The sequence below is a fragment of the Mycolicibacterium aubagnense genome (genome assembly GCF_010730955.1).
Lineage (GTDB): Bacteria > Actinomycetota > Actinomycetes > Mycobacteriales > Mycobacteriaceae > Mycobacterium > Mycobacterium aubagnense.
Genome location: NZ_AP022577.1, coordinates 4,133,752 through 4,146,635 on the forward strand (window position 1 = coordinate 4,133,752; position 12,884 = coordinate 4,146,635).

General features: G+C 68.4%; 13 protein-coding genes and 1 riboswitch. Of the genes, 8 read left to right on the forward strand and 5 right to left on the reverse strand.

Going from position 1 to position 12,884, the window contains the following annotated elements:
- Positions 1-61: 61 nt before the first annotated feature.
- Positions 62-1,654, reverse strand: coding sequence for an Nramp family divalent metal transporter (locus tag G6N59_RS19820; RefSeq protein WP_407665898.1), 1,593 nt, complete (start codon positions 1,652-1,654; stop codon positions 62-64).
- Positions 1,655-1,743: 89 nt separating this feature from the next.
- A complete protein-coding gene (locus G6N59_RS19825) occupies positions 1,744-3,009 on the reverse strand; it encodes a magnesium transporter MgtE N-terminal domain-containing protein (RefSeq protein WP_138228625.1) in 1,266 nt (421 codons plus the stop codon).
- 576 nt (positions 3,010-3,585) lie between these two features.
- Positions 3,586-3,758, reverse strand: a riboswitch (M-box (ykoK) riboswitch).
- Between the two features lie 342 nt (positions 3,759-4,100).
- On the opposite strand from G6N59_RS19825, the gene G6N59_RS19830 reads away from it, so the two are divergent.
- The gene (locus G6N59_RS19830; RefSeq protein WP_138228538.1) at positions 4,101-4,724 is read left to right on the forward strand and encodes a hypothetical protein; all 624 of its coding nucleotides are present in this window, start codon (positions 4,101-4,103) and stop codon (positions 4,722-4,724) included.
- Positions 4,725-4,731: 7 nt separating this feature from the next.
- On the opposite strand, the gene G6N59_RS19835 is transcribed toward G6N59_RS19830, so the two are convergent.
- A complete protein-coding gene (locus tag G6N59_RS19835) occupies positions 4,732-5,037 on the reverse strand; it encodes a type VII secretion target (RefSeq protein WP_138228539.1) in 306 nt (101 codons plus the stop codon).
- 94 nt (positions 5,038-5,131) lie between these two features.
- Between G6N59_RS19835 and G6N59_RS19840 the strand changes: the two genes are divergently transcribed.
- The 3 genes from G6N59_RS19840 to G6N59_RS19850 all read left to right on the forward strand — a co-directional run bounded on the left by G6N59_RS19840 (position 5,132) and on the right by G6N59_RS19850 (position 7,090).
- On the forward strand, positions 5,132-6,124 hold the full coding sequence (locus tag G6N59_RS19840) for an LLM class F420-dependent oxidoreductase (RefSeq protein ID WP_138228540.1): 993 nt from the start codon (positions 5,132-5,134) through the stop codon (positions 6,122-6,124).
- Positions 6,125-6,317: 193 nt separating this feature from the next.
- Complete coding sequence (locus G6N59_RS19845) at positions 6,318-6,704, forward strand: hypothetical protein (RefSeq protein ID WP_138228541.1); 387 nt, start codon at positions 6,318-6,320, stop codon at positions 6,702-6,704.
- Between the two features lie 47 nt (positions 6,705-6,751).
- On the forward strand, positions 6,752-7,090 hold the full coding sequence (locus G6N59_RS19850) for a cupin domain-containing protein (RefSeq protein ID WP_138228542.1): 339 nt from the start codon (positions 6,752-6,754) through the stop codon (positions 7,088-7,090).
- 84 nt (positions 7,091-7,174) lie between these two features.
- Here the strand turns inward: G6N59_RS19850 and G6N59_RS19855 are convergent, their stop codons facing one another.
- The gene (locus G6N59_RS19855) at positions 7,175-8,824 is read right to left on the reverse strand and encodes a DNA repair helicase XPB (protein WP_138228543.1); all 1,650 of its coding nucleotides are present in this window, start codon (positions 8,822-8,824) and stop codon (positions 7,175-7,177) included.
- A 156-nt stretch (positions 8,825-8,980) separates the two neighbouring features.
- The gene (locus G6N59_RS19860) at positions 8,981-11,218 is read right to left on the reverse strand and encodes a helicase-associated domain-containing protein (protein ID WP_138228544.1); all 2,238 of its coding nucleotides are present in this window, start codon (positions 11,216-11,218) and stop codon (positions 8,981-8,983) included.
- A gap of 65 nt (positions 11,219-11,283) precedes the next feature.
- Between G6N59_RS19860 and G6N59_RS19865 the strand changes: the two genes are divergently transcribed.
- From G6N59_RS19865 to G6N59_RS19880, 4 genes are read left to right on the forward strand one after another with little or no spacing between them, the layout of a single operon-like run.
- A complete protein-coding gene (locus tag G6N59_RS19865) occupies positions 11,284-11,469 on the forward strand; it encodes a hypothetical protein (RefSeq protein WP_142239794.1) in 186 nt (61 codons plus the stop codon).
- Positions 11,470-11,510: 41 nt separating this feature from the next.
- Positions 11,511-11,939: a cyclic pyranopterin monophosphate synthase MoaC gene (moaC, locus tag G6N59_RS19870; protein WP_234884061.1), complete on the forward strand. Its 429-nt coding sequence runs from the start codon at positions 11,511-11,513 to the stop codon at positions 11,937-11,939.
- Positions 11,936-12,415 (forward strand): MogA/MoaB family molybdenum cofactor biosynthesis protein, encoded by a 480-nt coding sequence (locus G6N59_RS19875; RefSeq protein ID WP_163911523.1) that lies wholly within the window; start codon positions 11,936-11,938, stop codon positions 12,413-12,415. Before moaC ends, G6N59_RS19875 begins: the two co-directional genes overlap by 4 nt.
- A complete protein-coding gene (locus G6N59_RS19880) occupies positions 12,412-12,834 on the forward strand; it encodes a molybdenum cofactor biosynthesis protein MoaE (protein ID WP_138228547.1) in 423 nt (140 codons plus the stop codon). The genes G6N59_RS19875 and G6N59_RS19880 overlap by 4 nt, the downstream gene beginning before the upstream one ends.
- The last annotated feature ends 50 nt before the right edge of the window (positions 12,835-12,884 follow it).

Here is a 12,884-nt window from a genome sequence, read left to right on the forward strand (position 1 = left end):
TGTGTGACAGCGTGCTGCTGAGCGAATGTGTAGTCGTGCTGGCGGCGGAAATCCGCGCTGCTCAGCCTCCGTGGCTGAGCTGTATTGCTTTGACCAACAGCAGGATTGCGCCGAGGACCAGGTAGCTGCGCAGGGCGATCATGCCCAGGCGGGTGCCGGCGTTCCACCGGACCGGTTCGAGCAGGGCCAGCGGCGGCATCCGCCAGGTGTCGCGGTCCAACTTATCGATCGGTTCGGTGACGGTTGCGGGTTGGCGGCGCGACATCCACCGCAACGCGGCGAAGCCGACGCCGGCTCCGACGACGAGGGCACCGGCGAGATATTCGGTCGCGGCGACGACGTTGAGGTCCTTGAACATGGTGGTGGCCATCAAGATGGAGGACAACAGCAGCAGCACACCCACGATGACCCCGGCCACGGCGTTGAGCCATGGCCGGTTGACCCAGGGCCCCAACACTTCTCGGTCGTTGCACAACAGCAGCAGGAATACTGTGGCGCTGGGCAGCAGTAGTCCGGCCAGGGCCTGCACCGCGGTGGTGATAAGTCCAAGTGGCGCCCCGGGGATGAGCACGATCGCCGCGGCGAGGGCGATCATGGTGCAGTAGGACACATAGAACGCTTTGGCGTCCTTGAAACCGCGGTGCAGGGAGTGCTTCATGCCGAACACATCACCGAACGCGTAACTGCTGGCCAGGGTGACCGCCGCGGCGCCGACGATGGAAGCGTCCAACAAGACGATGGCGAAAATGGAGCCAAGCGCGTGGCTGTGGGCGCCGAGCAGGTGCGCGATATCGCCGGCATCGACGAAGTCGGTTTTACCCGACACGTGCGCGGCGAAGTCGCCGACCATCACCAGGGCCGCAGCGCCGATGACGACCACGAGCGCGCCGATCACCGTGTCGGCACGTTCGTAGCCGATGAATCGCGGCGTGATGCGCTTGTCGACGATGTTGGACTGTTGGAAGAACAGCTGCCATGGGGCCACGGTGGTGCCCACGATGGCGATGATCAGCAACACCGCATCCGACGTTATGCCGCCGGAAATGCTGGGCACCACAAACGATTTCGCGGCGTGGCCCCATTGCGGGTGGGCCATCAGCAGCATCGGGATTTGTAGCAGGGTGATGGCGATGAATACGAACATGGCTCGTTCCCAGCGGCGGAAGCTGCCGCTGGCCATGATGGCGATCAGCGCGACGGCGGCGGTAGGGACGACGATGTACTTCGACACGTTGAAGTAGTCGGCCGCCAATGCGATGCCGATGAACTCGGTGACCAGGGTCAGGAAATTCAACAGGAACAGGTCCCCGACCGAGAACCAGCCCCAACCGCGGCCGAAGCGTTCGTTGATCAGCCGGGCATGGCCGACACCGGTGACCGCGCCGAGGCGGACCACCATCTCCTGGTTGACGATCAGCACCGGGATCAGCAGAAGCAGGGTCCACAGCAGGCTGTAGCCGTAGGTCTGGCCGGCTTGGGCATAGGTGGCCACGCCGCCGGCGTCGTTGTCGCCGACCATCACGATGATGCCGGGACCCAGGATCGCCAACAGGGTGAGCAGCCGCGTCTTCAGGGTGGACGCGGTGTCGGGGTCGCTGACGCTGATCTTGCCGAAGGCGCCCTCGATGTCGCCGAGGTGCGCCGAGTCCAGCACCGCGCTCTCCTGTCGCTTCGGCGGCTGCGGCGTCGCTGGGCCGGCCGGCGCTGATCGCCGGCCGGTGGGAATGGGTTGTTGGTTGGTCATCATTCTGCTCCGTCGCCCGTGGTGCCGATGTCGCGGATGGGCCGGGGTGCGGGTTCGCGGCGGCGCCAGTCATCGGGGATGAGTGCTTCGAGGACGTCGTCGTAGGTCACGACGCCCAGCACCCGGTCGCCGTCGTCGACCACCGGCACGGTGGCCAGGTTGAAGTCGGACATCAGCAGCGCGATGTCGGTGAGGTCGGCATCGGGGGAGACCCGGACCGGGTCGGTGTCCATCAGTTCGGTGACGCTGTTGGCGGGGTCGGCCTGCAGTAACGCGATCACCGAAACCACGCCCGCGAGCCGGTCGTCGCTGCCCAGCACGTGCATTTTCAACAGTGCTTCGGGCTGCAGGGTCCGCGCCTGGGCGATCACCGACAGCGCCTGTGCGGCAGTGCTGTCCGCCGCGCACGTGGCGATATCGATGTTCATCAACCCGCCGGCGGAATCGGGGTTGAACCCCATGAGGGTGATCACCTTGGTGCGCTGGGCGCTCGGCAGCAGATCGAGCACCGCGCGACGTCGTGACTGGCGTAGATCGAACACGGCGTCGGCGGCGTCGTCGGCGCGCATGCGTCCCAGCACCGCCGCGACCTCGGTGTCGGGCATGTCGTCGAACAGCTTGCTGGCCTTGTCCGGATCGAGCTCCTCGAACACGTCGGCCTCCAGCTCGGGGTTGGAGCGCACCCGGTCCAGAATCTCGCCGCCCTCGGCCTTCGTGGCGTCTTCGAGCAGGTCGGCGATCTGCGCCGGCTTGAGGGTCTGCACCCGGCCTCCAACACGGCGCAGCAGCATGGACTGGTCGTGCCCGATCATTGGCTCGAACGCTTTCCAGTCCCGGCCGGCGTGCCCGCCGGGGGATTTGATCAGCCCGAAGAACCGCGCGGGCCGCCGCGTGTCCAGGCGGGCCAGCACCCAGCCTGCCCCGGTGTCTTCGAGCTCAATGTCGTAGGCGCGCACCAGTTCTGCGTTGGGCACGTCGATGAACCGGTGATCGAGCACGTCGGCTTTGAGCAGGTATTCGCCGTCGCGGCGTCCGAACGTGCGCAGGTCGACCTTGTTCTTGGTCAGGTCCACTTGATGTTCGGCCAATGACCGTACGATGTCCGCCGACACGAACACCTGCCGGCCGCCAACGCCGACCACCAGGCCGGTCACCGCGGGGTACTCATCGCCGCCGCCGAGCCGGACGATAACGTCCTCGACCTTGCCGACCGCCTCGCCCGAGCGAGACACCACCGGCGCCTTCAAGAGCTCGGAGAAATGGATCACCGGTGCGCCGCCGGTGCCGGCATGGCCGTCGTGGTGGGTGCTCTGGTTCACAAGGACTCCTTGGGTTCGGTGTGCCGCGCCGCCCGGGGCGCCGGGATCAGGCGGATCGTAGGGACAGCGGGCGAATTCGGGGTGAACGGCGCCCCGTTCGGGCCGCTGGGTGCCACCGGAGTCACCGGCCTGACGGCACGAAGGTGTGCCCACCGCGGGCAGCGGTGAACACGGCGGGCGGGCCGAGGAGGCGGCAGGCGGGCAGGGCGATGGTCATCGTGGGACTCCTCACGAGCGTGAGCCACGACGTAGACATGCCGAATCGCATTGCTGTGCAACGTAACTGGGCCGTGCGCACAGATTGGGCAGACCCTGGCCAGATACGTTGCGAGCGAAACAGATTCAGCGACCGGCGCGCCGCGGCGGGGTCGGGGACAACGTTGATTTCAGCTGGGGATAAGGACTATCGCTAGGACTCATCGGGTTGTCCGTCACCTCCTTCGCGGCCGCGACGCGCGGGGGCGTCTGATCGACGGCAGCACCACACGCAACGGGAGGGAAAGGCCGCCGCGCAAGGTCGGCGGAGCACCCCTCTCGTCAGGGCTTCGGCACTACGCGACGTACCCCGCTCTCGCGGGGAGCCACTTTGGGTCATCCCTTAATCCGGGAAGACCTGTCCTGATCTTGGGCGTCTCTCGACGTCGTCAGATCAGTGGCCTGTGTTCACGTAGGAGCCTCACCTAGCAAGGTGCTGACCGCGGTCAATGATGAACCCCACCAAGGGGGAAGTCAACCCGGCGGCCGAACCGGCGATATCAAGAAAGCGTAAAAGGCCCCCGTCGGTGCTGCAGGCTTCGCGATGTGCGCTGTGGCCGCGTCGGTGCTCAGCCGACGGACAGCCGCGCCGCATGGGCCCTGTTCGTGAATGCCAGCTACTTGCAAGGGTTTTCACATTTGGATCACTGGTTTACCGTCTGGGGCGGCGGTTGCGAGAACTGCGGCTCGTGGAATGATCGGGCCTGCCAAGGCGCACCCGAGTTCGCCATCTACCGCAACCCGAGCAAGATCTGATCTGTGTCGTTGAGAGGTGAAGCATCTTGTCACGCCGAGAGATAACGGCAGTCGCGCTGGCAATCGCCGGTGCGCTCGGGGCGGTGTTGGCTCCGAGTCCAGCCGGGGCACAACCCCCGGCGCCGCCCGTGCTGCCGTGGCTGCCAGGTCCACCACTGCCCGTCAACGGCACCATGGGCAGTTACTCCTGGCCCGCCAACATCATTCCGGTGCCCCCGCCGGCGGCGTTCGACGCTCGCGGTATCCGGGCGACGGTCGGGGTCGATCCCGCGATGGCCGCGGACGGGATGCCTGCCAGCGCCCTTGGGTTGAGCCCCAACAAGGCCAACGTGCTGACGTCGAGTAGCACGCGATACCGGATCGGCGCAGGCTCGAGCCCTGCTCCGACGCTGCCCACCGTCAATCCCGGAATAAACGTCGGGGCCGGAATGGAGTCGCCGACGCTGGAAGACCCGGCCGGCGCCGCACCGAAGTCGGCGCCCGGTGCCGAATCGTCTCAACCGACGGCCGTACCTCCCGTTCCAGGGCAGCCGGCCCCTATCCTCGAATCCCCGAACGGACAGCCCGCGGCCGCAACGACGACGGCGCCGGCGCCGGCGCCGGCCGGCCCGCCTGCAATTGAGGTACCCGCGGCGTCACCTGGCTCGTGACAGCCGGTCAGCGGCCCGGCATCGTCTTGCCGATGGCCGCGCCGGCCGTGCCGTCGGTGTTCTGGTAGGCGTTCGCTGCGGTACGCAGGGAAGCGGCGAACCCGGTGACGGCCTTGCCCAGGTTCTGGCAGTCGGTGGTCAGCAGCGGGCCGACCCGCTGGCAGGCGGCTCCGGTGGCCAGCCCGGACATTCCGCCCGCGGCGGAATTCAGCGGGTCTCCCGGCTTGAGATCGCCGACGGCCGACCCGCACGACGTCATGGTGCTCGCGGCGGCAGTCAGGCTCTGCGGGTCGACGCGCAATTCGGGTGCCATGTTCTCCAGCCTAAGTGCGGCACCCGGTGGTCACCGACGCCGATTGACGGCGAGGTTCGAGCACACGTGCGCCGAGCCGTCCTAGAGTCGGGGCATGCGCTTCGGACTGTTCATCCCGCAAGGTTGGCGACTCGATTTGGTGGGGATCGCCCCACAGGACCAATGGCAGGTGATGCGCGACCTCGCCGCGTATGCCGACGGCGGCCCGTGGGATTCGCTGTGGGTCTACGACCACTTCCACACCGTGCCGATGCCGACCGCGGAGGCCACGCACGAGGCGTGGTCGTTGATGGCGGCCTACGCCGCGACCACCTCGCGGATCAAGCTGGGCCAGATGTGTACCGCGATCAGCTACCGCAACCCGGCGTATCTCGCGAAAGTCGCAGCGACCACCGACATCATCTCCGGTGGCCGGGTCCAGATGGGAATCGGCGGCGGCTGGTACGAACACGAATGGCGCGCATACGGTTACGGCTTCCCGTCGGCCGGTGTGCGGCTGGGCCGGCTCGATGAAGGCGTGCAGATCATGCGCACCGCCTGGCGCGACGGAGTGGTGAGCTTCGACGGCAAGCACTACCAGGTTGACGGTGCCATCGTGCAGCCCAAGCCGTTGCAGGCAGACGGTATTCCGCTGTGGATCGCGGGTGGCGGTGAGAAGGTGACGCTGAAGATCGCCGCCAAATACGCGCAGTACACGAACTTCACGTCCGAGCCAGACGGTTTCGCGCACAAATCGGAAGTGCTGCAACAGCATTGCCGCGAGGTGGGCACCGACTACGCCGGTATTGTCCGCTCGGCGAACTTCAACGTGGTGATCGGGGAGTCCGACGCCGACGTCGCCGCGCGGATCGCGCGCGTTCGGGAACGTCAGGTCACGGTCGCGCACGAGGCTGCCGTCGACGCCATGGTGAAGAACCTGACGTCGCCCGATTCGGCCTGTGGCACAACCGAACAGGTGATCTCGAAGCTGCAGAAGATCAAGGATCTGGGGTGCGAGTACGCGATCCTGTACTTCCCGGAAGCCGCGTACGACAGGTCGAGCATCGAGGCGTTCGAGCGCGAGGTCATCCCCGCGCTCAGTGACTAGCCGGCGTGGACGGGTTTCTGGTCGACGCGCCGCCGCTGCGGCCGCCCGAGTGGGTCGAGCAGTTCTGGCGTGACCGGAGGCTCGTGCACGGGCCCGTCGTGCTCTGTTGCGCCTTTACTCGAAGGTGTCCGATTCCGGTCGGGAAGATGAACGGTTGGTAGCGCAAAGGTGCAACTTCGGTGATCATTGCGCCATGTCGCCGACGATGCGTGAATCCGGACGCCGAGCCGTTCCGGTGCCGATCCCCTCACATGCCACTGCCACCCGGCGCACGGTGCGCCCCGGCGTCGTGAGCGGCCGGCCGCGGGTCGATACCCGGCCCCGGCCTGCGCACCGTGCTGACCTCGCGCAATCGCGCCTGTTCGCGGCCCTGCTGTTGGACGAGATCGCCGATCTGGAAGACCAGATGACGGTGTTGGAGCGGCGATCGCGGCGAGGGCAGGGCACCAGGGAATCGGGGTCGGAGCTCCCGTCGGACGCACTGCTCGCCCTGCGCCGGCGGCTCCTGGAGGTGCAGCGGATGCTCGACGCACTGGCTCGTCGCTTCCCCAGCGACGGGGATTCGCTGCGCGTGATTTAAACCGTCAATGGGTTCCCGCGGCCATTGCTGAGGCGGATAGTCAAAGTATGGAGAAAATCTCGCTGACCGCGCTGGCCCGCCAGCATCTGGATGCAGCGCGGAACGGAAGCGGCGGGCGCAGCGCGCACACGGTCTTCGGCGGCCACGAGCACGCCCTGCGGCAGACGCTGATCGCGCTGGCCGACGGCAATGAGTTGGCCGAACACGAGAGCCCCGGCGAAGCCACGCTTCAGGTGCTGCAGGGCCGGGTGCGGCTCGTCGCCGAACAGGCCAGCTGGGACGGGATGGCCGGCGACCACATCATCATCCCGTCCACCCGGCACAGTCTGAAGGCGCTGGCCGATTCGGTGGTGCTGCTGACCGTCGTCAAACAGCCGGCGCGTTAGCCGGAACGAACGTCATCGCGCGTTCGGCGTGCGCGGTGATGGTCAGGCTCGGATTCGGGGCCGCACCTGACTGGCTGGGACTCGCTAAATCGCGGGTCCCAACAGGTCGTCGGCGTCTTTGATGACGTAGCCGTAACCCTGCTCGGCCAGGAAGCGCTGGCGGTGCGCGGCGTACTCGGCGTCGAGGCTGTCGCGGGAGACCACGGAGTAGAACACCGCGCCGCCGCCGTCGGCTTTCGGACGCAGCAGCCGGCCCAGGCGCTGGGCCTCCTCCTGGCGCGACCCGAATGTGCCCGAAACCTGAACGGCGACAGAGGCTTCCGGCAGGTCGATGGAGAAGTTGGCGACCTTCGACACCACCAGGGTGCGGATCTCGCCCGACCGGAACTGGTCGAACAGCGCTTCGCGTTCGGCGTTCTTGGTCGAACCCTGGATCACCGGGGCGTCCAACTCCCGGCCGAGCTCCTCGAGCTGGTCCAGGTACGCGCCGATCACCAGCGTCGGTTCGTTGGGGTGACGGGCCAGAATCGACTTCACCACGGCGATCTTGGTGTGCGCCGTTGAGCAGAGCTTGTAGCGCTCCTCGGGCTCGGCGGTCGCGTACGTCATACGCTCGTTCTCGGTCATGGTGACCCGGACCTCGACGCACTCGGCCGGCGCGATCCAGCCCTGCGCCTCGATGTCCTTCCACGGCGCGTCGTACCGCTTCGGCCCGATCAGCGAGAACACGTCGCCCTCGCGGCCGTCCTCGCGAATCAGGGTGGCGGTCAAGCCAAGTCGACGCCGGGACTGCAGGTCGGCCGTCATCCGGAACACCGGTGCGGGCAGCAGGTGCACCTCGTCGTAGATGATCAGGCCCCAGTCGCGGCTGTCGAACAGCTCCAGGTGCTTGTATTCGCCCTTGGTGCGCCGGGTGATCACCTGATACGTCGCGATGGTGATGGGCCGAATCTCCTTGCGCTCGCCCGAGTACTCGCCGATCTCCTCCTCGGTCAGCGAGGTGCGGGCAATCAGCTCGCGCTTCCACTGCCGGCCGGCGACGGTGTTGGTGACCAGGATCAACGTCGTTGCCCCGGCCTTGGCCATGGCGGCCGCACCGACCATCGTCTTGCCCGCACCGCAGGGCAGGACCACCACACCGGACCCGCCCGCCCAGAACGAATCAGCGGCCAGTTCCTGGTAGTCGCGTAGCTTCCAACTGTCCTGCTCCAACGCGATCGGATGCGCCTCGCCGTTGACGTAACCCGCCAAATCCTCTGCGGGCCAACCGATCTTGAGGAGCATCTGCTTGACGCGGCCGCGTTCGGACGGGTGGACGATGACGGTGTCGTCGTCGATCTGGGCGCCCAGCATCGGGGTGATCTTCTTGTTGCGCAGCACCTCGGCGAGCACCGCGCGGTCGAGGCTGACCAGGGTCAGGCCGTGCGCCGGGTGCTTCACCAGCTGCAGCCGGCCATAGCGGCCCATGGTGTCGACGATGTCGACCAGCAGCGGCTGCGGCACCGCGTAGCGCGAGTGCGACACCAGCGCGTCGACGACCTGCTCGGCATCGTGGCCCGCGGCGCGCGCGTTCCACAGCGCCAGTGGCGTGATCCGGTAGGTGTGCACGTGCTCGGGCGCGCGCTCCAGCTCGGCGAACGGCGCGATCGCGGCCCGCGCCGCCCCGGCCTGCTCGTGGTCGACCTCGAGCAGCACCGTTTTGTCCGACTGGACGATCAGGGGTCCGTCAGTCATGCGCCATCCATTCCATCACTTGCTCGCAGGCCATCCGGTCCATTATCCAGACTCGGCCGACTGTCCCGGGCGTGCAGCGTGATCGTCCCTGGGATCCGGCCCTTCGGTCGGTGCGCACACTCGGCGCCGAGAACAACAAGCACCACCGCGCCCGCGTTATTCCGGCGCGACGACTGAGGTCACGCGGTGGATGGCGAATTCGCGGACCCGCCCGGCGGCCGGGTCGTAGGCGGTCAGCTGGCCGCCGCGGACGTTGACGGGCGACACCACCCGCTGGGTAGCTACGCCCGCGGCGTCGACGTAGCCGATCACCACCGATGACTGGGTCAGCGCGGCGTCGGTCAGCAGCGAGATGGCCGCGGCGGGGTCCAGTCGCTCCCCGTTGCCATCGCGGCCGGTCTGGCGGAGGACGGCGACGATGGCGCCGAGCGTCTTCTCGTTGGGCGGCTGCGGGTGCCGGAAGGTACGCCGGTGAATGGGCGTGGACACCCGCGCCCCGAGGGGGCGCAGGTCGACGATGGTGCCCGACCAGTCCTCGGCGGCGGGGGCGAAGCCCGCGGTGCGCAGGCCCGCGAGCACGTCGGCGATCGGGGCGGGGGACACCGCGACGGTGGGGGCGAGGGCCCGCAGGCTCAGCTGCTCGAGCGTGGGGGAGGCCAGCGCCTGCGCCAGCAGAGCGGGGTCCTCGCACCGGATGAACGACGACGCCATGCCGACGCGCAACTGCCCGTGCCGGCGGGCCACGTCGTCGATCAGGTAGGTGAGCCCCTGCGGCACCGGCGTTTTGGAATGCCGGGCGAACAGCGTGTGGATCTCGCTGGCGGTCCGGCCGGTGTCCAGGGCGCGCCGGATCGACTGCTCGCTGATGCGGTATACCGTTGCCGCGCCGGCAGATTCGATATTGGCCACCGTCGCCAGCTGGTCGGCGAGGTCGCGCTCCAGCGGCCCGGGGACGACGACCGTCAGGTCGGCCTGCAGCAGGAAATGATCGATCGGGTCGGGCAGCGCCGCGGCCATCGCGGCAGTGACGTCTTCCTCGGGCGCGCCCGCCAGCAGCAGCCGGATGGGCCCGGCGATGGCGCCGCGGCCCACCATGCCCAAAGCGTGTGCCTCGGTGAGTAATTCGTCCGTGGGCTCCGGTTGCAGCCGGGCGGTCCAGCGCGGCCGGCGCCACAGCATCGCCGCCGAGGCGGTGGCGGTGTCCATGGTGCTACCCGGCGGCAGCTCGGCGAGCACCGTCAGCAGGAGCCGGCGGTCCAGCGGCGCGGCCGACGAATACAGCGCATTGGTCAGGGCGGCATAGGGTTTGCCGTCAGGGCCGCGCTTGCCGACCAGGCCGGGCCGGCACGGCAGGTCGAGCCAGGTGGTGGCCAGCAGATGCCAGCGAGTGGCTGCACTCGATTCGATGAACCGGTCCGCCGCCACGGTGGGTGCCCAGTACGGGCCGTCGTCGTAGTCGTCGGAGTCCGGGATGCCCGACGCGATCAGCGTGGCCGACGCGCACAGTTCCAGAATCAGCGACAGCCGCTGCTCGTCGATGCCGGTGACCTTGGTCAGCCGCTTGGCGTCACGGACGCCGAGACCGCCGCTACGCAACTCGGGAACCGGTGTGGCCGAAAGGGTTTCGAGGACCAACTCAACTTCCCGCAGCAAGTCGATGGCCGAGCCGGCGGCCGCCGCGTCGACGTCGGCCTCCGCCAGTACCGGAGTCGACGGTGCCGGCGGCGTCAACGTCGTCGGCCCCGGCGGTTGGCCCCGCAGTACCTGGCCGACCAGCCGCGGCAGGATCACCGTCTCGTCGTCGATGCGGCGTATCAACCCGGCCGCGATCAGCTGTGGCACCGGACGGTCGGCCGGCGTACCCGGGGCCGCGTCGCGGGTCCGGCCGATCGGTGATCCGTCGGCCAGGCGCTCCAGCAGCTCCCGCTGCGCGGGGTCGATGCCGGCCAGCTTCTCGGCGATGCCGGCGCCGTCCGGGTCTTCGACCGTGACCTGCCCCGGATACCAGGGCAACACCGACGCCGCCTCCGACACCACTCGCACCCCGTCGGCGCCCCACACCAGCCCGCGGGTCCGCAGCTCGTCGAGTGCCGAGGTGACGATCTTTTTGGTGGCGCGGCCGGCCAGCAGTTTGAACAGCGCGCCGGTCGGCACGGCGATGGAGGTGGCCTGCAGCGTCAGCAAGGCATCCAGCACCGCCAGCTGCAAGAAGTCGAGATCGTCGGTCGCGGCCTTGACCGATTGGCGGGACTGGGCCCGGGCCGCCAGCGCCGACAGGGTCGCCGGCGGCGGCTGGGTGAGGTCGGGGCGGGTGCGCAGCAGCTGCACCAGCTGCGCGTCCGACATGTCGGCCAGCCAGGAGCCCAGTGGCACGCCCGGGGAATCGTCGATCATTGCTGACCAGCGTAAAGCAGCCTCCCGGCCTCGCCAGCGGGCGCGGCGCCTGCCACAATGTCTCCGTGGCTGAGAAGAAGAAGAACCAGTACGTCGACAACGGCTGGCCCGAGGTGTCTGGCGACGACCACGCCGTGAGTGAGCTGGCAACGGACCGTACCGGCGCGCTGTCGCCGTTCGGCGAATTGGAATTCCCGCTGCCGGCCGAGACGCTGCCGTACACGCACCCGGTCACCGTCGTCAACAAGTAGCTGTGGAGCTCTCGCACCTGGACGAATCGGGTGCGGCCCACATGGTGGACGTGTCCGCCAAGGACGCCACCCGGCGCACCGCCGTCGCGGCGGGCGTCCTGCGCACCCGCGCCGACGTCGTCGACCTCATCACCAGCGGCGGACTCCCCAAAGGTGACGCTCTCGCGACCGCTCGCGTGGCGGGCATCATGGCCGCCAAGCGCACCAGTGACCTGATCCCGCTGTGCCACCAGCTGGCGCTGACCAAGGTCGAGGTGGCGTTCGACGTCGGGGGTGCCGATATCGCGATCACCGCGACCGTGCGCACCACCGACCGCACCGGCGTCGAGATGGAAGCGCTCACCGCCGTCAGTGTCGCCGCGCTGACGCTGTACGACATGATCAAGGCCGTCGACCCGGCCGCGCGCATCGACGACATCCGCGTGCTGCGCAAGGAGGGCGGCAAGACCGGCCTCTGGGAGCGGGCGTGAGCCGTACCGCCCGCGTCGTGATCGCCTCCACCCGCGCCGCCGCCGGTGTCTACGAGGACCGCACCGGCCCATTGATTGTCGCTTGGCTCGCCGAGCGCGGATTCGACGTGCCCGCGCCGGTCGTCGTCACCGATGGGACGCCGGTGGGGGCCGAACTGCGCCGGGCCATCGCTGACGACGTGGACGTCGTCCTCACTTCAGGGGGCACCGGCATCTCGCCGACCGACGCCACCCCGCAAGCCACCCTCGACGTCTTGGACTACCAAATCCCGGGGCTGGCCGACGCGATCCGCCGGTCCGGCCTGCCCCACGTCCCGACTTCGGTGCTGTCGCGCGGCGTGTGTGGCGTGGCCGGCCGGACCTTGATCGTCAACCTGCCCGGGTCATCCGGGGGAGTGAAGGACGGCCTTGGCGTGCTGGCGGGGGTGCTGGACCATGCACTGGACCAGCTCAGTGGAAAGGACCATGTCGGGTGATCGTGCTGCGTGCCGACCTCAGTGAATCGCCGATCGATGTCGCCTCCCACGAGGCGCTGGTCGACCACAGCGCCGCGGGAGCGGTCGTGAGCTTCGCCGGCGTCGTGCGCAATCACGACGGCGGCCGTGGGGTAACTCGGCTGGAGTACTCGGCGCACCCGTCGGCCGCGGAGGTCTTGGCGGAGGTTGCCGCCGATGTCGCGGCCGCCTCCGACGGTGTGCGAGCCATCGCCGTCAGCCACCGGATCGGCGTGCTCAACATCGGGGACGCCGCCCTCGTCGCGGCGGTATCGGCCGATCACCGCGCCGCGGCCTTCCGGACCTGCGCACTGCTGGTCGACACCGTCAAAGAGCGGCTGCCTGTGTGGAAGCACCAGTTCTTCAGGGATGGCACCGACGAATGGGTCGGTTCTGCCTGACGTCCGCCGAGGTTTGGTGAGTCTGCGGTAGTGGCGCTGCCCACTCGAAC